This is a genomic window from Micromonospora sp. 050-3 (genome assembly GCF_046549335.1).
In the GTDB taxonomy this organism is placed as follows: Bacteria; Actinomycetota; Actinomycetes; order Mycobacteriales; family Micromonosporaceae; genus Micromonospora; species Micromonospora trifolii.
Window position 1 is genome coordinate 854,859 of sequence record NZ_JAJPVX010000002.1, and the last position, 20,411, is coordinate 875,269.

The window sequence follows — 20,411 nt, forward strand, 5'->3', positions numbered from 1 at the left end:
AACGAATGGACGAGCAGATCATGGTGGAGCGCCGAGGGCTTCGCGTACGGGCCGGGCGGCTGGTCGGCGTCGTCGCGACCCTGGTAGCTACGGCATTGGCCGTGGGGCTCACCCAGGGTTGGGGCCGCACCAACCGGGAACCTGCAGCGTCGTCGGTGACAGCGTCGCCGGCCGCTGCGGCGCCGACCGCGCCGGTGGTGCTCAACGGCACCGACGACGCCTTCATCCAACTGCTGATCCCGATGAACGAGGGCGCGCTCGCGCTGATCGACCAGCTCGACGCCCGCCCGGCGGATCCGTCGCTGCGGGCCCTCCTCGGCGAGGTCCGGCAGGCCCATCAGACGGAGTTGCGGGACCTGCGTGGGCTGTTGGCCGCGGGCAACGTGCCGGAGCTGAACATCCACGAGGGGCATCAGATGCCCGGCATGGTCACCGATGCCCGCCTCGCTGAGCTCCGTGCCGCGTCCGACGCGGAGGTGTCGTCGCGGGCGGCTGCTCTGATCCGGGCGCACCTCGCGCAGACCGTGGTGCTGTGCCGAGGCGAGCAGACCGCCGGGGGGAGCCCGGAGCTGAAGGCGCTCGCCGGCCGGATCCAGCAGGCGCGGGCCGCCGAGCTGAACACGCTGGACAACCGGCCCGGCGCGCCGACAGCCGCACCGGGCGGCTGAGCATGCGGCCCAGAGGACCGGCCGATGCGGACTTCTGACCTGCACGCCGACGTCCATCCCCCGTCCCGGGCGTCCCGCCCCGCCCACCGCGCCGTCACGACGGACGCCGCCCGCCCGGTGCGGCGCGCGACGCACCGGACCCGGAGCGCGTCACCGCCCGACGCGGTCGCCCCGGTGCCGGCGGCAGGTTGGCGCGGTGGCCACCGACGCGCCGCCGGCCGGGCCACCATCGTCGCCTCGGTACTGACGGTCAGTCTCGGGTGGCTGCTCGCGATCCTGGTAGCGCCGCACGTCACCCTCTCTCCGGGCGCGCGGATGGTCGCCCTCTTTTGTCACCTGACCTGCCTCGTGGTGGGCTTCGGCGCGGTGCTGACTGTGGACTGGTTCAGTCTCCGCTGGCTGCTGCGTCGGGAACCGCTCGGCACCGTGCTGACCGCTGCCCGCGGCGCGCACCTGCTCATCTGGCTGGGTCTGGTGGGACTGCTCGCCAGTGGGGCAGCCCTCGGGCCGGACACGTCGTCCGGGCTGGTCTGGGTCAAGTTGCTCGCGGTGCTGGTGGTCGGCATCAACGGGCTGTTCCTCGGCCGGGTCCGGGATCGACTTGTGGCCGTGCGGGGCCGCCCATCCTGGTCCGCCCTGCTGCCCGGTGTCGCCGCCGCCACGATCTCGCAGATCGCCTGGTGGACCGCGACCCTTGTCGGCTTCTGGAACGCCAACGGCTGACGGTCAGGCTGGCGTCGGGTGTCTCGCCGTGAACCGGGCGCGGGTCAGGAACGCGAGTTGGGCCCGCTTGTCCGGCATGTCGATCTCGGAGTCGAAGGTGAAGCCCTCGATCTCCAACCGGCGTAGGGCGAGATGGTTGCGGATGTCCGGCTCGACCACGATCCGCTGCGCGGCCGGGTCGCGGAACAGGAAGCGGGCGACGGCCGGGCCGACCGCGTTGGTGAGGCTGCGGGCGAGGCGTCGGTCGGGGCTGAGCAGCAGGTGCATCCCGACGTCGCCGGGCTGGACGGGGTAGCGCTCGCCGACCGGGTCCGCCTCGGGCTGATAGCTCTGGAAGAGGCCTACCGGCTCCCCGTCAACAGTGATCAGGTACGCGTGGTGCGTGGGCAGACCATCCACAAAGGCGTAGATCTCGCGGACCTCTTCGAGGGTGTGCGATCCCATGCCCCAGAAGGAGTTGCGGGGCAGGGTCACCCAACCGTGCAGGAGCGCGGCGTCCCGGTCGGGGTCCACGGTCACCAACGACAGCTCGCCGAGACCGGCGATCTTCTCCTGGTAGGTCATCGGGCGCTGTCCTCTGTTCCATCCGGGGCGCGACTTAGGTTAACCTCCCCTAACCAAGGATGACCTTACCTGGAGGGGTGCGTGAAACGGAACTGGGAGGCCCTGGTCCTCAAGGCCATGGGAGGGCGGGACTTTCAGTTGACCGTCCTGAGCACCGAGTCAATCGACGGGCACTACCAGCGGCTCCTCCTGGACGGGGGCGGCCTGCTGGAGACGTGCGGGGTGCACCCCACGATGTGGATCCGGCTGTGGTTCGACAACGACGGCCGGGCCCACCAGCGCGCGTACACGCTGGTGGACCCCGACCCGGCCACCGGCCGATTCACACTCGAATTCGCCATCCACGACGGCTGTGCGGCCCGCTGGGCCACCACGGCCAAGGTCGGCGACACCATCAGCGCGACAATGCAAGGCAGTGCGTTCGAGCTGCCCGACCCCGCGCCCGAACACCTCTACCTGGTCGGCGACGCGGCCTCCCTGCCGGCGGTGAACAGCCTGCTCGACGCCGGTGCCGACATCCCGGCGACGGTCTGGCTGGAGTACGCCCACGAGGGCGACAAGGCGCTCGCGCTGCGGGCCCGGGCGCACCACGACGTCACCTGGGTGCCACGGCGCGACGCGGGTCAACATCTCGTCGACACGGTCTGTGGCGCCCTGCCGACCAGCGGCGCGGGCCACTACTGGGTGGCCTGCGAGGCGGCCACCACCCGGGGCATCACCCGGCACCTCCGCAAGACGCTGGGCGTCGACAAGGACCGGTTGACCTCCCTCGGTTACTGGAAAGCGGCATGAAGGGCCGGCTCGGCACCCTGACCGCGCTGTACGTCACCCAGTACCTCGGCGTCGGCTTCATCACCGTCGGGCTCACCGCCATCCTGCGCGACGGCGGCACCTCGCTGGACACGCTGGCGATGTTGCAGATCGTCGGCCTGATCTGGCCCATCAAGTTCCTCTGGGCGCCGATCCTCGACCGGTACGGCTCACGGCACCGCGGCCACTACCGCTCCTGGCTGCTCGTGCTCCAGACCGCCCTGGTGCTCGCCCTGCTGGCGCTGCTGCCGTTCGCCAGCCCGGCCGACGCGCTCGGCCCGATCATCGCGATCTGCGCCGCGTACGTGTTCTTCTCGGCCACCCAGGACATCGCCGTGGACGCCGTCGCGGTCCGGATGCTCGCCGACTCGGCCCGGGGGACCGGCAACGGCATCCAGATCGCAGCGAGCTACCTCGGCAACCTGCTCGGCGGCGGAGCCTGCGTCCTGGTCTACGACCAGTTCGGCTGGGCGCCGGCGATCGGCCTGCTGGCCGCGATGACGGCGGTCGGCCTGCTGGTGGTGTGGCGGTTCCGTGAGCCTCCCCGTACCGATCGGGTGGAACGGGTCGGCGCGGCCTACCGGGCGTTGCTGTCGGTGTTCGGCCAGCCGGGCTGCCGGTGGTGGACCTTCGGTGTGGTGCCGCTGGTCTACGTCGGCGCGGGCATGGCGTACGCCCTGGTCACTCCGGCTCTGGTCGACGCCGGGTGGTCGTTGGGTCGGATCGGCGTCGTCACCGGCGTGGTGATCAGTGCCCCGGCCATCGTGGCGGGTCTGGTCGCGGGGCTCGGGATCGGGCGGTTCGGGCGCGGTGGCGTGCTCGTGGTCGGCGGTGTGGCGTTGACGGTGTCGACGTTGCTGCTGCTGCCGCTGATGAACGGCCGTGCGCCGCTGGGCGGAACGGTCGCCGCGCTCTGCTTCTTCATGGTGGCGTACACCATCGCCAACGTCGTGCTCTACACGGTCAACATGGACTACTCCCGGCCCGACACCGGCGGCACCGACTTCACAGTGCTGTCGTCGTTCGGCCTGGTCTGCTCGTTCGTGGCGGCGTCCATCGGTCTCGCGGCGGCTGACCGGGTCGGCTATCCGGCGGTAGCGGTCGCGGCCATCGTGCTGGTGGCCGCCGGGGTCGCCCTCGGCCTCGCCCATCAGCGGCGATTCCCGCACCGGCCCGGCCCCGCCGTCGACCCGACGGCCGAGCAGCCCACCGAGCAGCCCGCAGTGGACGGCGTCAAGGCGGTGGCGTGACCACAGTCCAGCCGGCCACCGACACCGCAACATCGGCACGACTGCCACAGCGATGGCTCATCCTGGCCGTGCTGTGCGTCGCGCAACTGGTAGTGGTGTTGGACAACACAGTGCTGACCGTGGCGGTGCCGGTGCTCACCACCGAGTTGGGTGCCAGCACCGCCGAGGTGCAATGGATGATCAACGCGTACGCGCTGGTCCTGTCCGGGTTGCTGCTCACCGCCGGTAGCGCCGCCGACCGGTACGGCCGCCGCCGGATGCTGCTCGCCGGGCTCGTCCTGTTCGGGGTCGGCTCGCTGGCCGCCGGTCTGGCCAGCACCAGCGGGCAGTTGATCGCCGCGCGGGCCGGGATGGGCGTCGGTGGCGCGTTGCTGGTCACCGCGACTCTCGCGGTGGCGATGCAGGTCTTCGACGCCGCCGAGCGGTCCCGGGCGATCGGCATCTGGGCCGCCACCAGCGCGTTGGGCTTCGCCATCGGGCCACCGATCGGCGGCACGATCCTCGCGCATCTGCCGTGGGGCGCGATCTTCCTGATGAACGTGCCGATCGTGCTGGTCTGCCTGCTCGTCGGTCGCGCGCTGGTCCCCGAGTCCCGCGGGCCGGCTGGTGGCCGACTCGACGTGCTCGGCGCCGTGCTCTCCACCGCCGGCCTGACCGCTGTCGTCTGGGCGATCATCTCCGGGCCGGAGCGCGGGTGGGCGTCGACCGAGGTGATGGGCGCGGCGGTTGTCGGTGTACTCCTGCTCGGGATCTTCGTGCGGTGGGAGCGACGGATCGCGCACCCGATGCTGGACATGCGCTTCTTCCGGGACCGGCGCTTCGTCGGTGCGATCTCCGGCGTCGTGCTGATCACGTTCGGCGCCACCGGCGCGCTGTTCCTGCTCACCCAGCACCTCCAGTTCGTCAGGGGTTATCCCGCCTGGGAGGCCGGTCTGCGGATGGCGCCGTTCGCGCTGTCCATCGTGCTGCTCAACGTCAGCGGCGTCGTCGCGAGCGTGATCCGTCGGCTCGGCCTGGCGGTCGCCATCGCCGTTGGCATGACGCTGCTCGCGGCTGGTCTCGCGTTGGTCACCCTCATTCCGTCCGACGGGTACGGGGTGCTGCTGGTCGGGCTGCTCGTCATGGGTGTCGGTTGCGCGCTGGCCAACCCGGCCATCGTCGAGGCGGTGATGAGCGCGATCCCGGCGGCGAAGGCCGGCGCGGGCGCGGGTGTCGACGGCACCATGACCGAGGTCGGCAGCAGCCTCGGCATCGCGGTGCTGGGCGCCGTGCTGAACGCCCGGTTCGCGGCGCTGCTGCCGGCGGCCCTGGCCGGTGCCGGGTCGTTTCCCGCCGCTCTCGCCGCCGCCGGTGAAGGGGCGGAACGGGAGGCCGTGACTGACGCCTTCGCCTCGGCGCTGGAGACGGGGCAGCTGGTGGGTGCGGCTGCGGTGTTGATCGGTGGCCTGGTGGCCGCCGGGTTGCTACACCGGGCAGACCGCATCAAAACCGTCTAATTAGGGTAGGCTACCCTAATAGTGACATCGTGGTAGTCGACGGAGGCGGTATGCGGCTCTACCTGACCGCGCTCAACCCCACCGACGCCGTCCTGGACGGGTTCCTCCCGGCGGCGGCGGCGCTCGGGCTGTCGGCGACTGTGCTGACCGACCGGCCCGCCGAATGGCCGGCGGACGTGCGTGTGGCGCGCTGCGCGGTCCGTGACCCGGCCGCTGTGGTCGCGGCGGCGGCACCCTCCCGACCGGTGGCGCTACTGTCCAATAGCGACCATCTCCAGGAGGCCACCGCGATCGCCGCCCGAAAGCTCGGCCTACCCGGCAAGGACCCGGACGCCGCCCGTCTCTGCAAGGACAAGGCCGCGGCCCGCCGGGCGATCGCCGCTGCGGGCCTCGATCTGGTACGCACCGTCACCGTCGACCCCGGCGCCGCGCCAGAGGTGCCGACCGGGATGTTCCCGGCGGTCGTCAAACCCCGCGAGGGGGTGGCCAGTGAGGACGCGTACCTGGTGGTCGACCACGCCGAGCTGGTCGCCCGGGTCGCCGAGATCCGTGGTCGGCGGCCGGACGTGGCACTGGTGGTCGAGGAGTACCTCGCCGGCGAGCTGCGGACCTTCGAGACCGTCGGCGACGGCACCGAGCTGGCCTCCCTCGGCGGCTGGCGCACCGGCCTCGGCCCGCCACCGACCTTCACCGAGGAGAGCCTCGCCTGGTCGCCCCCGGCGGAGCCGGCGCGCACCCAGCTGCGGGCACGGCTCGACGCGCTAGGGGTCGGCTTCGGCGCCTGCCACACCGAGTACGTCGTCTCCGACGGCCGGGTCCGGCTGATCGAGGTGAACTACCGCCTCATCGGCGACCGGATGGACCTGATCCTCGCCGAACTGCTCGGTGTGCCGTTGTTCGAGTACGTCATCCGGCTGCACCTCGGCGAGCCGCTGACCGCCCTCGGCCTGCCCGACACTGTCGACAGCTACGCCCGGGTCGAGTACGTCTGCGCGGACCGGTCCGGCCGCCTCGTCGCGGCACCCGGCCCACTCGACACCGTTCACGGCGACGTCCGGCTGGGCTGCCGTCCGCTGCGCGAGGTGGGCCGCACCGCCGAGCACACCGGCACGAACCGCGACTACCTCGCCGTGCTGCACGGAATCGGCCCCGACGAGGGCACCGTCCGGCAGTCGCTGGTCGCCCTCCGCAGTGACCTCCAGTGGACCATCGTCGAGTGAGCGACGACTGCGAGCGGGAGGTCTTCGCCCGGGTGCTCGACGCCCTGCTGCGCGAGGACCACCTCGGTCTGCGCAGCGCCGGCCGACCGGACGGGCCCGACTGGTGGCAGGTGCCACACCCCGCCGGTCTGCTGCGCATTCCGGTCCGCGCCGACGGGTTCCAGCAGGCCCTGCGCAGCGCCGCGCCGATGGTGCTGTTGGTGACCCGCGTCGGCGAGCCGCAGCGTACGGAGACACTGGACGGGCTGTTGACGCTGCTCGCCCCGCACGGCAACGCCGAGGCCGAGGCCGGCTGGCGGGACTTCGGCGTCGAGTGCCACGCCGACCTGCGGGCCCGACGGCTCGCCGCCCGCAACCGGGCACTGGTGCTCACCGAGGTGGCCGCCGAACGCGCGCACACCCCGACCGGCCTGCCGGCGGCGCTCCTGGACGACGTGCTCGCCGCCCACCACGGCCACCCCGTCTACCCCACCGACCGGTGCCGGCACGGTCTTCGCGACGACGAACTGCTCCGGTACGCCCCGGAGCACGCCCCACGTTTCACGCTGCGCTGGTACGCCGCCCCGGCCGAGGACGTCCGGCTCGCGGGCGAGCTGCCGTCGTGGTGGCCCCGCGCGCCGCGACCGGATCAGCTGCTGCTGCCGGCGCATCCGATCACGGTGGCCCGCGACGCGCTTCCGGTGGTCGACCTGCCGGTGACCCCGGTGCGACCCACCCTCTCCATGCGGACGGTGGCGCTCGACCACGACCCGTACCTGCATCTCAAACTGCCGCTGCCGACCGCGAGTCTCGGCGCGCGCAACCGGCGCACGCTGCAACCGGGCTCGCTCGCCGACGGCGCGGCCGTCGCCGCACTGCTCGACCGGATCGCCACCGCCGAACCCCGCTTCGCCGGTCGGATCCGGCACGCCGACGAGAGCACCTGGGCGCACGTCGACGGCGACGAGCGGCGCGGTTTCCTGCTGCGCCGATTTCCGCGCGACCTGGCCGGCGTCCAGGTGGTGCCGGTCGCGGCCCTCGCCGCCGCCGACCCGGTGGCGGGCACGGTCCTCGAACGGATCAGCCCGCGGCGGCCCGTCGCGCTGCTGGAGTCCTACCTGGACCTGCTGCTCGACTGGCACGTCTTCCTCTGGCTTCGCCACGGGATCGCCCTGGAGGCGCACCCGCAGAACATCCAGCTGCTGGTGCACCCGGACGGCACTGTCGGCCTGCTCTACAAGGACAACGACGGCGCCCGGCTCGACAGGCGGCACGACGGCCCGAGCGGGCTCGCCCTGCACGACGACCGGATGTGGGCGCGCGACCCGCACGAGTTGGCCGACGTGTTCATCACCATCACCCTGCACCTGGCCGCGGCCGCGCCACTGGTCGCCCTGGCCGCCCGAGGGCTGCCCGTGCCGTCACCCGCCGAGGCGCTGGTGCCCCGGCTCGCCGCCGCCCGCGACCGGTGGGGCGACGGACCGGCGGCGCGGACGTTCACCGAGCGGGTCCTGCATGCCACCCAGCTGCCCATCAAGGCGATGCTCACCGCCGGCACCCTGCTGCCCAAACAGCGGCTGGGCTGCGCCGACATCAACAAGTACTACCTGCGTACCGGCCCGAACTACCTCCGGGAGACACGATGACGAGCGCGCAGTTGCGCTCCCGGCCGGCCACCGACACCGGTCAGCGCGCTGACCTGGCCGCCGCCCACGCCGTCTTCGGCTGCCTGCTGCGCGAACTGGCCCCGCCCGACGGCACCCCGACAGTGGTCGACGGCGCCGTCCGGCTGCTGCTGCGGCACCTCGACGTCACAGTCCGTTGCGAGGTCGCGCGAGCCTCGCCGCTCGGCGCGCACCGCTACACGGGCCCGGTCCAACGCAGCTCCGGCGGCGGACGATGGGAAGACCTGGACGCGGACGGGTTGGCAGCCTTGGTCGCGGCGGAACTCACCACCCGTACCGGCCTGGTCAACGACGAGTTCGCCGAGCAGGTCCGGGCCAGCCGGGACACAGTGGCCCGGCTGCTGGCCGACCGACCGGCCGAGGATCCGACCCCCACCGGTGAGCCCGCCATCGACGCGTACGTCGACTCCGAGCAGTCGCTGGTCTTCGGCCACCCACACCACCCCACCCCGAAGTGGCGCAGCGGTGACCCGGACAGCTGGCGGGCGTACGCCCCGGAGCTGCGCACCGCGTTCCGGCTGCACTGGCTGGCCGTACCGGACGACCTGACCGCCGAGGCGGGGCCGTTCGATCCGCTGGTGGCCGCCCTCGACCCGCCACGGCCCCCGCGCGGGCACCGCGTCCTGCCGGTGCACCCCTGGCAGCTGTCGCTGATTCCGCCCACTCACCCACGGCTGCGCGACCTGGGGGCGGCCGGTGTGCCGGTGCGACCGACGGCGAGCGTCCGTACCCTCTACGCCCCCGAGGCCGACCTGTTCGTGAAGACCAGCCTGCACGTGCGGATCACCAACTGCCTGCGCAAGAACGCCCGCTACGAACTCACCGGCGCGGTGGCGCTGACCGACCTGCTGGCCCGGGTGCCGCTGCCGGACGGGGTGGGGCTGCTCGCCGAGCCCGCCTACCGCACTGTCGACGTTCCCGGCCCGGACGAGGCGTACGGGACGATCCTGCGCGGCGGTCTGCGCCCGCACCTGCGTCCCGGCGACACGCCGGTGCTGGCGGCGGCGCTGGCCGCAACGCCGCTGGTGACAGCGGATCCGGTGGACTGGTGGCGCGCGTACGTCGGCCTGCTGGTGCCGGCGGTGCTCCGCAGCTGGCTCAGCCACGGCGTCGTGCACGAGGCGCACCTGCAGAACGTGGTCGTCGTGCTCGACCGGGATCGCCACCCGGTACGCATGCTGCTGCGCGACCTGGAGGGGGTGAAGCTGGACGCCGATCGGTGGGGCGCCTGGCCGGACGGCGTTCCGGCGCAGGTCCGCTACGGTCCCCCGGCCGCCCACCGCCGGATCGTCTACTGCCTGTTCGTCAACCATCTCGGTGGGATCAGCGGGGCCCTCGCCGACGGGCGGCCGGGAATCGAACGGCGGCTGTGGCAGGAGCTGCGCGCCGTCGTCGAGGCGGTGGCCGCCGACCTCGGTGAGCCGGCGGAGCTGCTCGCGCTGCTGACCGGGGAGCCGCTGCTGGCCAAGGCGAACCTGCTGGTCCGGTGGCGGCGTGACGCCGACCGGGCCGCACCGTTCGTGCCGGTGCCGAACCCGATGGGTGGGCCACGATGACCCGACCGGTCTACGTCCACGACCTCGACGCGCTGGCCGGGCAGGCCAGGGCCATCCGAGCGGCGTTGCCCCGGCCGGTCGAGCTGCTCTACGCGGTGAAGGCCAACCCGGATCCCGGTGTGCTGCGAACCCTCACTCCGATCGTCGACGGGTTCGAGGCCGCCAGCCGGGGCGAGCTGCGGAGGCTGGCCGAGGTGCTGCCGGGACGCGCGCCGGCCGCGTACGCCGGGCCGGGCAAGACCGACGCGGACCTCGCCGCCGCCCTCGCCGCCGGGGTGCACCGCATCCACGTCGAGTCGCCCACCGAGCTTGCGCGACTCGGCGCGCTGGCCACCGCCGCCGGCCGCTCGGCCCAGGTGCTGCTGCGGGTGAACCTGCCGGTCGACGTGCCGGGCGCGAGCCTGGTCATGGGCGGCGGGCCCAGCCCGTTCGGCATGGATCCGGCCGACGCTGTCGCGTGCGCCCGCCGCCCGCCCGCCGGCATCGACGTACGCGGAATCCACGCCCACCTGGCCAGCGGGCTGGACGCACCGCTCGCCGCGACGGTCGCCGCTGCCGTGGTCGGCTGGGCGGTGGCCGAGGTCGACGCCGCCGAGGTCGATGTCGGCGGAGGCATGACAGTCGACTACACCGACCCGGACGCGCGGTTCGACTGGGAGGGCTACGGCCAGGCCCTGGCGGACGTCCTCGACAGGCATCCGGGCGTGCGGCTGCGCATCGAGCCGGGCCGGTCGGTCACCGCCCACTGCGGGGCGTACCTCACCGAGGTCATCGACGTGAAGCGCTCCTACGGCGAGTGGTTCGTGGTGGTGGCCGGCGGGACGCACCACCTACGGACTCCGGCGGCGAAGGGGCACGCGCAGCCGTTCACCGTGCACCCGCGACGCGGTGCCGGCGGCCCCCGCACCGACGGCGGCCCGGTCACAGTGGTCGGGCAACTCTGCACACCGAAGGACGTGCTGTCCCGGTCGGCCACCGCGGGGCCGATCGGCGTGGGCGACGTGCTGGCCTTCGCCATGGCCGGCGCGTACGCCTGGAACATCAGCCACCGCGACTTCCTGCTGCACGAGCCACCACTCTTTCGTAACGGTAATCCGAGCGGGATTGCTACCGAGTGGGCGGAACGGGAGCTGCGGGCTGATTTGAGTGGCGAAAGCGCACGAACCGCCTAATAACTCCACATTGGATTGCCGGGCGAATAATCGATGCCGCTCGTCGTTACGATAACGCGAAACGGAGTCGATCAAGGCTCCGTCAAGTGGAGGTAACCGTCCAAATGAAGCGCATCGGATCAGCGATGCTGGCATCCGTGGTGGGTGTCGCCGCCGTCGTTCTGGCCACCAGCCAGCCGGCCCTCGCCGCCACCTCGGTCAATCTACCTCTGTCGAGCTGGGCCTATCTCGATTCGCAGAGCCCCAAGACAAAGTTCGTCAACCCCGCGGTCGCGCCGCCCGTCGGCACCCTGCTCGACGACGCGAACAAGGCGCACACCTACCGCTCCTACTTCACCTACGACCTGACCCAGCTCAAGGGCACTGTGGTGCACAACTCGTACCTGTACACGTACGAGGACACGGTTACCGACTGCTCCACCGCCGCGACGATCGAGTTGTGGCGGACGGCCCCGGTCAAGACCAGCACGACCTGGAACAACCCGCCCGCCGAGCTCGACAAGCTGATCTCCGTCAACCGCGGGGAAGGTGCGTACTACTGTCCCAGCTACCTGGGCATCGACATGGTGTCGACGCTCAACGCGGCGCTCGCCCGGCACGAGAAGTCGATCACCATCGAATACCGGATCACGGCAGCTCAGGAGGCGGACCCGCGGGCCGGCCGGACCTTCCAGCAGCCGACGCTGAGCTCCACGTCCAACCACCCGCCGACCGTGACCGAACTACGCCTCGAGAGCCCGACCCGGCCGTGCGGCACCGTCGACAAGCCTTCGCCGGCGGCGGCGTCGACACTGTTCAAGGCCACAGTGAACGACCCCGACGAGGGTGATTCACCGTCGATTCTCTACGCGATCTGGCCGGTCGACCACCCGGACCAGCGCCGCGAGTTCTCCAGCTACAACTACGGCACGGACCTCAACCAGTACGCCGACGGCGAGCTTCTTGCCTGGCAGGCACAGGCCCGCGACTACTACGACGCCGGCCCGTGGAGCAAGGTCTGCTACCTCGTCATGGACAAGACGGCACCGGCGAACCCGCCGGCCGTGGCCTCGAAGCTCTACCCCGAGGGCACCACGCCGGGCGGGGGCACCGGCCTCAAGGGGAAGTTCCGCCTCGACGCGGGCGGCGACCTCGACGTGGTGGGGTTCGCGTGGCGTGACTCGAGCGGTTACTACGGACAGGTCAAGGCGCGGCAGCCGGGCGGCACGGCGGTCCTCGAATACACCCCGAAGCGGGACCGGTTCGAGGAGTTGACCATCCGCTCGGTCGACGCCGTGGGCAACCAGGGGCCGGAGAAGCGCTACCGCTTCAACATCGCCGACACCGCACCGAGCGCGCAGATCGAACTGGGCGGGGTCGGGCTTCCGAGCACGCTCGCCCTCACCGCGCGGAAGCCCGAGACGACAGCTTTCGGCTATCAGATCAAGGGTGGGCCGGAAACCCGGGTGCCGGCCGTCGACGGTGGAGCCACCGGTCAGCTGACGTTCACCGCGACCGGCGAGGTCGAGGTCGTCGTCAGCAGCTACGTGAAGAACAAGCTCATCGGTCAGGACACCCTGCGGGTCTATGTCACCGACGCTCCCGGGGTGGAGTCGGCCGAGTTCAACTTCGACACCGACCAGATCGCCGGCAAGACCGGATCGTTCACGTTCAGGCCGCGCAACAGTGACGTCGTCGCCTACGAGTACGTTCTGGACGGCGTCGCGCAGACCGTCCAGGCGGCCGCGGACAAGACCGCTGTCGTATCGTGGACGGCGACCGCAGGCTGGCACGACATGGTCGTGCGGTCGGTACGGGCGGACGGCGAGAAGTCGATGGAGACGTACCACCAGTTCCACGTCATCGACCCGGTGCCGCACCTGTACTCGGAGACTCTTCAACATCTGGACCGGATCGACGGTGTCGGCCTGCCGGTGGAGTTCTACGTCAGCAGCCGGCTGCCAGACGTGACCGGGTTCGCCTACCGGTTCGACGGCGGCCCGGAGGTCGCGATCGACGGCGGCGGGAGCAGCGCGGAGTTCACCGTGACGCCGACGCACATCGGTGACAACACGCTGATCGTCCAGGCGCTGCTGGCCGATGGCACGCGGTCGCCGGAGAAGACCTTCACCTGGCAACCGTTCGAGGCGCCGCTGGTCACCACCGACCCGGCGAACGGCGGTGCGGAAGGTCAGCCGATGACGCTGACGTTCCGCTCGGTGCTGCGGGACACCAAGGAGTTCCGCTACTCGCTGGACTTCAGCGAGTATCAGACCGTCGCGGCGCGGCCGGATGGCACGGCGACCGTCTCGTTCACACCGCAGTCCGGAGGCGGCTGGTTCTCGGCCAGGGTCACCGGTGTCGCTCAGGACGGAACGACGTCGCCGGAGCGCGCGATGACGGTCCCGGTCCGTGACACGCGGGTCTCGGTGTGGAGCGAGTTCTCCGAGTGGAGCCCGAGGGGTGGCATCGGCGTGCCCGGCGACTTCAGCTTCAGCACCTCATGGACTCCCGAGGTGGTGGAGTACCGCTACCGGCTCAACGACGGCCCGGAACTGACAGTGCCCATGGGGGACAGCTGGAACACCCTGGTAACGGTCGTGCCGGACCGGAACGGGCTCAACATGCTCACAGTGCAGGGCCGTACCGAGGACGGCCGGCTCTCGCCGGTCACCGAATACCCGTTCCAGGTCGGCACCGCGCCGTACGTCTTCTCCGAGGAGTATCCGCAGAGCACCCCCGGCGGTGGAGTGGGCCTCGAGGGCCGGTTCGAGTTCAGCGGCGGGACGGCCGGAATCACGTCGTTCGAGTACACCATCGGCGGCGTCCCCGGGACTGTCGAGGCCAACGCCGAGGGCCGCGCGTCGATCACCTGGACGCCGACCGAGGCAACCGGCACCTACCTGGTCGTCAAGGGCCTTAAGGCCGACGGCAGCACCACCGACGAGGTCTGGTATTTCGTCGTGGTGAAGTCGGACTGATCGACCCACGCTTATTCAGCAGCTGTCGAGTGACGCCCCGCAGGCCGATGAGCGCCTGCGGGGCGTCGCTTATTCGGCGCACGATCGCCCCGCCGGACGGTCGATCTGGATCAGCATGTTATCGATAACATGCTATCTTTCATCCGGGAGTGAAGGGCACGCTCCCGGTCACCCGAGCCAGCCGGCGAAGACGCGCCGAGGGGCCCCGCCTCTCCCGCCGCTTCTCGGTCGGTGACCAGTCCGGGCCCCCGTCAATGCCAGGCGACCATTGTTGGTCGTCGAACGGCAAGGAGCCCAAGCAATGCTCAGACGTAGGTTCTTCCTCCCATCCATCGCGGCCGCGGCGCTTCTCCTCGCGGCCACCACCGGCGGCGTGTTGAGCGGCGGCCTCGGTGCGACGGCGGTGGCCGCCACCAACGGCACCCTCGCGGCGACCGCCGGCTGCGGCAAGGCCCCCACCCTCGCCAGCGGGACGCGGACGATTCAGAGCAGCGGACAGAGTCGTACGTACAACCTGCGGATTCCGGACGGGTACGACCGGAACCACCCCTACCGACTGATCTTCGGCTTCCACTGGTTGAACGGCTCGGCCAACAACGTCACATCGGCCGGTTACTACGGGCTCCAGTCACTGTCGAACAACAGCACCATCTTCGTCGCTCCGCAGGGCCTCAACGCCGGTTGGGCCAACACCAACGGTCGGGACCTGACTCTCTTCGACGACATCTCCCGGCAGATCGAGAACGACCTCTGCGTGGACACCACCCAGCGCTTCGCCCTGGGCTGGAGCTACGGCGGGGCGATGAGCTACGCGGTGGCCTGTGCCCGGCCCACGATCATCCGCGCGGTCACCGTCATATCCGGCGCCAACCTCAGCGGATGCAACGGGGGCACCCAGCCCGTCGCCTACTTCGGCATCCACGGCATCTACGACAGCGTGCTGAACATCTCCCAGGGTCGGCAGTTGCGCGACACGTTCGTGCGGAACAACGGCTGCACCGCACAGAGCCCACGCGAGCCGAGCCGTGGCAGCCTCACCCACATCACCACCGCCTACGCGGGCTGCCGCGCCGGCTACCCGGTGCAGTGGGCGGCGTTCGACGGGGACCACACCCCCAGCCCGGTGGACGGGTCGGGCAGCCCGAACGACTCGCGGACCTGGACCTCGGGTGAGATCTGGCGGTTCTTCAGCCAGTTCGAGTCGACAACGCCTCCAACGACCCCGCCGCCGACCGACCCGCCCACGGATCCACCGACGACCCCGCCGCCGACCGGAGAGCCCGGCACCTGCGCCGCCACCTACCGGACGCTGAACACCTGGCCCGGCGGCTTCCAGGCCGAGGTGACAGTGGCCAACAACTCCACAGCGCCCCTGAACGGCTGGACGGTGGGCCTGACCCTGGCCAGTGGTCAGGCCATCAGCAGCCTCTGGAGCGGCACCAACACGGGCACCACAGGCAGCGTCACCGTCAGGAACGCCCCCTACAACGGCACGGTCGGCCCGAACGCGTCGACGACGTTCGGGTTCACCGCCACCGGCAACGGTGCCACAGCACCCGGCAACGTCACCTGCACCAGCCCTTGACCGGGGCAGGGTGAGGGCCCGGAGCCAACTGGCTCCGGGCCCGCTGGCGACGTCCGCTGGCGGCGGTTGCCGCCGGCGCCACCGGCTCACGCTGCGCTCAGGCTTCGCTCTCCAGCAGGTCGCGTAGGGCGTCGAGGGCAGCGATTTCCTCCTCGAACGTCTTGCCGACGACCGGGCCGAGGAAGCGCGACAGCCCGCTCGGCTGCCACGCCAGCTTCAGCGTGAGCTGAGTCCCGCCGCCACCGGCCGGCGTGAGTGTGTATTCGCCCTGGGTGCGTACCACGCTGCCGGTGGCCTGGAACGCCAGTCGCCGGCCCGGCTCGAACCCGGTCACCTCGTAGTCGGCCGGGATGCGGCTCCCACCGGGGCCCTTGAGTCCCTGTTTGTAGCGAGCGCCGACCCCCTCGCCGGAGACGCGCGCGACGTCGAGCACGTTGGGGCGCCAGCGCGCGTCGTTCTCGCCACGAGCGAGAAAGGCGAACACGACCTCAGGAGTCCGTCCGATCTGCACAGTCTTCTCTGCCGAGGGCACAAGAAACCTTTCTCAGGGGTCAGGGAACGATCTTCATCTGTGCCATCATCCCACTCGCGGAATGGTCGATCATGTGGCAATGGTAGACATACCGGCCAAGGTACGGCCCGAATGTCGCCTGGAGTCGGACCGTCTCGCCCGGCCCCACCGAGATCGTGTCCTTCACCCCGGCTTCGCCCGGCGCCGGCGGCTGGCCGTTGCGGGCCAGCACCCGGAACTGGACCAGGTGGGGGTGGAAGTTGTGTGGGATGCCGAAGAGCGTGTCGCCGTTGGTCACCGTCCACACCTCGGTCGTGTTGCGCTTGATCTCGGTGTCCACCCGATCGGCGTCGAACTGCTGCCCGTTGATGAGGAACTGCCCGGTCGACGGGTTGAAGTTGAGCGTGAACGCCCGCTCCTTCGTGGCCGCTGGCAGCGCGGGGATCGTGCTCAGCCGGTCGGGCACCCGGCTGGCGTCGGCGGCGGCTCGGTTGACGTCGAAGCGCAGCACCGGCCCCGCCACGGCGTCGTCGAGGAAGACCTGGCTGCCGACCGGGAACGCGCCGAAGTCGACGACGATCTCGATCCGCTCGCCGGGCGTCAGGCTCCACGAGCGGATCGGCGTCGGCCCGGCGAGCAGCCCGCCGTCACTAGCGATCTGGGTGACCTCGGCGTCGTTGCCGAGCCGCAGGGTGAACGTTCGGAGGTTGGACGCGTTGACGAAGCGCAGCCGGTACTTCCGAGCGGCAACCTGGAAGTAGGGCTGCGGCTTGCCGTTGACGAGGATCGTGTTGCGGAACTGGAAGTCGTCGTGCTCGAAGATCAGGCTCGCGTCGTCGGCGAACCGCGCGTCGCGCAACATGATCGGGATGTCGTAGTTGCCGGAGGGCAACCGGAGTTCGGCCTGGGCTGGGTCGTCGATCAGGAAGAAGCCGGCGAGCCCGCGGAACACGTGCTCGGCCTCCATGTGATGGGCATGGTCGTGATACCAGAGCGTCGCCGCCCGCTGCTTGTTGGGATAGCTGTAGATCCGGCTCTTGCCCGGGTCGAGCACGTCGGTCGGGAACCCGTCGCTGCTCGACGGTGTGTGGCCTCCGTGCACGTGTACCGCGGTCGGCATGTCGAGGTGGTTGCTGTGCGCGATGACCGCGAGCCGGCCCGTCTTGACCCGGAACGTCGGGCCGGGAAAGTGCCCGTCGTAGGTCAACACTTCGGTACGCGTTCCGGGCAGGATCTCCGCTTGAGCCTTACGGGTGGAAACGACGTAGAAGTCGGTGTTGGCTACCGAGGCGATCGGCTGCTGCACTGGCGGTATCGGCATCCGGACAGCGAACGGGGCGGTGACGGCCGCGACGTGTGCCGTCTTCCCGTGGCCGGTGTGGGTGCCGTGCGCCGGTGTCGCGGACGGGGTGGAACCGCGGGCCGCTGCCGCCGCGGTGGCCGTGACCAGCGCGGCTGCTCCCGCGGTGGCACCGGCCTTCATGACGTTGCGTCTGCTCACCATTGGTCGCTCCACTCCTGGTGGTCGAGGTCTCGGGTGAACTGTCAGCTAGGTCCCTCGACGCGCCGTCGAAAACTGGTCGCGGCCAAATATGGATTTCACCTTAAGTTTTGGTGTGACTACCAAAAGCTAAGCTTCGATGCTTCCAACGGCGCGCGGTGAGACCGTAGACTCGTGCGAGTAGTCGGCCGTGACAACTCGTAGAAGGCCGATCCGATCTGAGTGCTTTGTCGCCCACGACGGGGGGAGTCGGCGGCACGGCGGGCAGCCGGCGCTGGGGAGAGCCGTTCGTGCCCGCACCTGGGGAGCAATAGGGCACACACCGGGGGATCCGCAATGGTTGTTGGGAAAAACGATGCGCTGCGGAGGACCGCTGCCGAGGTTCTCGAACGCAGGCGTCAACCGATTCTTGCCGCCTACCGTCAGCGTCTTGCCGCTGCGAGTGACGACTTCGCCGGGGCCGCTGACCTGATCGACAGCTACCCGGCATCAGCCGACGCCCTGCTCCGGGAGACGATGGCCGAGATTCGTCGCGGGGCGGACGATCCACTGTCGACACCGCCGCCGGCGGCGTCCACCGAGGGCGTCGAGCTTCACCCACGCGAGTGCTTCCGTGCCGTCGTCGTGCTGGCCGACATCGTGTTGGCCGACGCGTTGGAGCAGTTGGCTGGCCAGCCCGACCAGGGCGCGATCCTGGCGCTGATCGCCGACGCGCTCACCCGTACGACACTGACCCGGCTGGTCGACGCGAGTTCGCGCTATGCCGCCGGCCTGATGAACGAGGTCCACCAGGCGCAGATCGCCGAGCGTTCGCTGATCGCGCGTGAGCTGCACGACCGGCTGGGCCACAGCCTCAGCGCGGCGTACCGCAACCTGGAGGCCCATGAGCTCGCGCAGGAACGACGCCACGACGACGTGGACCGCCGCGTGGTCATCGCCCGGGAGTCGCTCCACGACGCGGTGGGCTATCTGCGTGTGCTCATCGCCGACCTTCGGCTCTCTCAGCCGCTCGGGTCACTCGATGAGGCGCTGGCCAATTTCCTGTCGACTGTCGAGACGGGCGAGACACGTCTGCACACCGAGATCAACGGCGACGAGTCGTGGGTTCCGCCCGAGGTGCTCGACGAGGTGTTCCTGGTCGTCCGCGAAGCGTTGCGCAACGCGGTGGCCCACGCCGGCGCTCGGGTGATCCATGCGGTCATCGACATCACCCCGCACGAGCTGCGGGCGACCGTCGCCGACGACGGGGTGGGCTTCGACCTCGCGACGGTGCGCGACGGCTCCGGCCTGCGCGCGATGGCTGAGCGCGCGGCCGTCGTCGGTGGTCGCCTCGCTGTGCGCGCGGCGGGCGACCAGGGCGCTTCGGTCGAGCTCGTCGTGCCGCTGCTCGCCGTCGGGGCGGGGGCCGGCCGGTGACCGTCACGATGATCGAGCCGACCCGCATCGTGCTGGTCGACGACCACGTCGTGGTGCGTGACGGCCTCCGGGAGATCCTCGACGCCCAGCGCGACCTCGTGGTCGTCGGCGAGGCCGGCGACAGCGGCGCCGCGATCAACGAGATCCGAATCCGTCAGCCCGACATCGTGCTGCTCGACGTGCAGATCCCCGGCGACGGGGTGACCACCACGGTCCGCCGGATCCGTGACGTCGCGCCGGCGAGCCGGGTCATCATCCTCAGCATGTTCGACGGCCCGACGCTGTTGCGCGAGTTGTTGACCCTTGGCATCTGCGGCTACCTGCTGAAGAACTCGACGCGCCAGGAGTTGGTGGCGGCGATCCGTGGCGCCCGCGCCGATGACGCGCCGGTGATGCTGGCGGTGTCGCGGGAGAGCCTGACCCAGGTGCAAGGGCCGGTGCACAGCACACTGTCGGACCGTGAGCGCGAGGTCCTGCAGTTGGTCGGTCAGGCGATGAGCAACGCTCAGATCGCCGGCCGGCTCTGCCTGTCAGAGGCGACGGTCAAGCGCCACCTGCGCAACATCTTCGCCAAACTCGGTGCGGTGTCCCGGATCGACGCGGTCAACAGGGCCATCGCGGCCTCGCTGATCGTCCTGCCGAGGCTCTGCGATCCGACGTTCCACGGATAGCGGGCCGCTCAAGGATTGCTCTGGGTAACTTGCCCGCAAACGGGCACTCGTGTTGGACTAATGCCGTGAATAGCACTCGCCTGTTCGTACTCGGAGCGCTCGCGCGTGGGGGCCCCATGCATGGGCACCAGATCCGCCGGGCGGCCCAGGTCGACCGTACCGAGCTGTGGAGCGACGTCAAGCCGGGGTCGCTCTACGGCGCGCTGCACCGGATGCAGGTCGAGGGCGTCATCGAAGCGGTCCGGACCGAGCAGGAGGGCAACCGGCCCGCCCGCACGATCTACGCGCTCACCTCGGCCGGCGCGGCGGAGCTGATCGACCACCGTGACGAGGCGCTGCGTGACACCAAGCTCCGTCACGACCCGGTCGACCTGGCCTTGCAGAACGTGATCGACCTCGGAGAGGACGAGCTGCGCGCGATCATCGTGGCGCGCCGGAAGGCCCTCGCCGCGCAGCTCGACTCGTGGCTCGCGCTCCGAGAGCTGGCGGCGCCGCACATCCGTGGTCTGGAGTGGACGACCTTCCGTCATACCGAGCTTCGCCTCCGTACCGAGCTCGCCTGGCACGACGAGCTGCTCGACCAGTTGCCCAAGCTGATGTCCAACCAACCGACATCGATGACCACGTCGTGACGGTGCCAGCCC

17 protein-coding genes are annotated in these 20,411 nt (G+C 70.6%); 14 read left to right on the forward strand and 3 right to left on the reverse strand.

What is annotated here, in order from left to right; translation table 11 throughout:
• Window positions 1–5 precede the first annotated feature (5 nt).
• Together ACLJOK_RS18940 and ACLJOK_RS18945 are read left to right on the forward strand one after the other, a co-directional pair.
• Window positions 6–668 carry a DUF305 domain-containing protein gene (locus ACLJOK_RS18940; RefSeq protein WP_410820096.1) on the forward strand — a complete coding sequence of 221 codons (663 nt, stop codon included), beginning with the start codon at window positions 6–8 and terminating at the stop codon, window positions 666–668.
• A gap of 24 nt (window positions 669–692) precedes the next feature.
• The gene (locus tag ACLJOK_RS18945; RefSeq protein WP_410820097.1) at window positions 693–1,391 is read left to right on the forward strand and encodes a hypothetical protein; all 699 of its coding nucleotides are present in this window, start codon (window positions 693–695) and stop codon (window positions 1,389–1,391) included.
• Between the two features lie 3 nt (window positions 1,392–1,394).
• Here the strand turns inward: ACLJOK_RS18945 and ACLJOK_RS18950 are convergent, their stop codons facing one another.
• Window positions 1,395–1,955 carry a GNAT family N-acetyltransferase gene (locus ACLJOK_RS18950; protein WP_410820098.1) on the reverse strand — a complete coding sequence of 187 codons (561 nt, stop codon included), beginning with the start codon at window positions 1,953–1,955 and terminating at the stop codon, window positions 1,395–1,397.
• A gap of 81 nt (window positions 1,956–2,036) precedes the next feature.
• Here ACLJOK_RS18950 and ACLJOK_RS18955 point away from each other — a divergent pair, with 81 nt between their 5' ends.
• The 9 genes from ACLJOK_RS18955 to ACLJOK_RS18995 all read left to right on the forward strand — a co-directional run bounded on the left by ACLJOK_RS18955 (window position 2,037) and on the right by ACLJOK_RS18995 (window position 15,668).
• Window positions 2,037–2,747, forward strand: a complete 711-nt coding sequence (locus ACLJOK_RS18955; RefSeq protein WP_410820099.1) for a siderophore-interacting protein — start codon at window positions 2,037–2,039, stop codon at window positions 2,745–2,747.
• The gene (locus ACLJOK_RS18960) at window positions 2,744–4,015 is read left to right on the forward strand and encodes an MFS transporter (RefSeq protein ID WP_410820100.1); all 1,272 of its coding nucleotides are present in this window, start codon (window positions 2,744–2,746) and stop codon (window positions 4,013–4,015) included. The genes ACLJOK_RS18955 and ACLJOK_RS18960 overlap by 4 nt, the downstream gene beginning before the upstream one ends.
• Window positions 4,012–5,511 (forward strand): MFS transporter, encoded by a 1,500-nt coding sequence (locus ACLJOK_RS18965; protein WP_410820101.1) that lies wholly within the window; start codon window positions 4,012–4,014, stop codon window positions 5,509–5,511. The genes ACLJOK_RS18960 and ACLJOK_RS18965 overlap by 4 nt, the downstream gene beginning before the upstream one ends.
• A 50-nt stretch (window positions 5,512–5,561) precedes the next feature.
• Complete coding sequence (locus ACLJOK_RS18970; protein WP_410821533.1) at window positions 5,562–6,731, forward strand: acetyl-CoA carboxylase biotin carboxylase subunit family protein; 1,170 nt, start codon at window positions 5,562–5,564, stop codon at window positions 6,729–6,731.
• Window positions 6,728–8,356 carry an IucA/IucC family protein gene (locus ACLJOK_RS18975; RefSeq protein ID WP_410820102.1) on the forward strand — a complete coding sequence of 543 codons (1,629 nt, stop codon included), beginning with the start codon at window positions 6,728–6,730 and terminating at the stop codon, window positions 8,354–8,356. The genes ACLJOK_RS18970 and ACLJOK_RS18975 overlap by 4 nt, the downstream gene beginning before the upstream one ends.
• Entirely contained in the window at window positions 8,353–9,951 is a 1,599-nt protein-coding gene (locus tag ACLJOK_RS18980) for an IucA/IucC family protein (RefSeq protein ID WP_410820103.1), read from the forward strand. The genes ACLJOK_RS18975 and ACLJOK_RS18980 overlap by 4 nt, the downstream gene beginning before the upstream one ends.
• Complete coding sequence (locus tag ACLJOK_RS18985; protein ID WP_410820104.1) at window positions 9,948–11,123, forward strand: alanine racemase; 1,176 nt, start codon at window positions 9,948–9,950, stop codon at window positions 11,121–11,123. Before ACLJOK_RS18980 ends, ACLJOK_RS18985 begins: the two co-directional genes overlap by 4 nt.
• A 125-nt stretch (window positions 11,124–11,248) precedes the next feature.
• Window positions 11,249–14,083, forward strand: a complete 2,835-nt coding sequence (locus ACLJOK_RS18990) for a hypothetical protein (RefSeq protein ID WP_410820105.1) — start codon at window positions 11,249–11,251, stop codon at window positions 14,081–14,083.
• 301 nt (window positions 14,084–14,384) lie between these two features.
• Window positions 14,385–15,668, forward strand: a complete 1,284-nt coding sequence (locus tag ACLJOK_RS18995) for a cellulose binding domain-containing protein (RefSeq protein ID WP_410820106.1) — start codon at window positions 14,385–14,387, stop codon at window positions 15,666–15,668.
• Window positions 15,669–15,765: 97 nt separating this feature from the next.
• Here ACLJOK_RS18995 and ACLJOK_RS19000 read toward each other — a convergent pair whose 3' ends face one another.
• Both ACLJOK_RS19000 and ACLJOK_RS19005 read right to left on the reverse strand, forming a co-directional pair.
• Window positions 15,766–16,200, reverse strand: a complete 435-nt coding sequence (locus tag ACLJOK_RS19000) for an SRPBCC family protein (RefSeq protein WP_410820107.1) — start codon at window positions 16,198–16,200, stop codon at window positions 15,766–15,768.
• Window positions 16,201–16,219: 19 nt separating this feature from the next.
• Window positions 16,220–17,683 carry a multicopper oxidase family protein gene (locus ACLJOK_RS19005; protein ID WP_410820108.1) on the reverse strand — a complete coding sequence of 488 codons (1,464 nt, stop codon included), beginning with the start codon at window positions 17,681–17,683 and terminating at the stop codon, window positions 16,220–16,222.
• 333 nt (window positions 17,684–18,016) lie between these two features.
• Between ACLJOK_RS19005 and ACLJOK_RS19010 the strand changes: the two genes are divergently transcribed.
• The 3 genes from ACLJOK_RS19010 (at window position 18,017) to ACLJOK_RS19020 (ending at window position 20,399) form a co-directional block, all read left to right on the forward strand.
• Window positions 18,017–19,096 carry a sensor histidine kinase gene (locus tag ACLJOK_RS19010; RefSeq protein ID WP_410820109.1) on the forward strand — a complete coding sequence of 360 codons (1,080 nt, stop codon included), beginning with the start codon at window positions 18,017–18,019 and terminating at the stop codon, window positions 19,094–19,096.
• Window positions 19,093–19,767 carry a response regulator gene (locus ACLJOK_RS19015; protein ID WP_238683696.1) on the forward strand — a complete coding sequence of 225 codons (675 nt, stop codon included), beginning with the start codon at window positions 19,093–19,095 and terminating at the stop codon, window positions 19,765–19,767. The genes ACLJOK_RS19010 and ACLJOK_RS19015 overlap by 4 nt, the downstream gene beginning before the upstream one ends.
• A gap of 65 nt (window positions 19,768–19,832) precedes the next feature.
• Entirely contained in the window at window positions 19,833–20,399 is a 567-nt protein-coding gene (locus ACLJOK_RS19020) for a PadR family transcriptional regulator (protein WP_410820110.1), read from the forward strand.
• Window positions 20,400–20,411 lie beyond the last annotated feature (12 nt).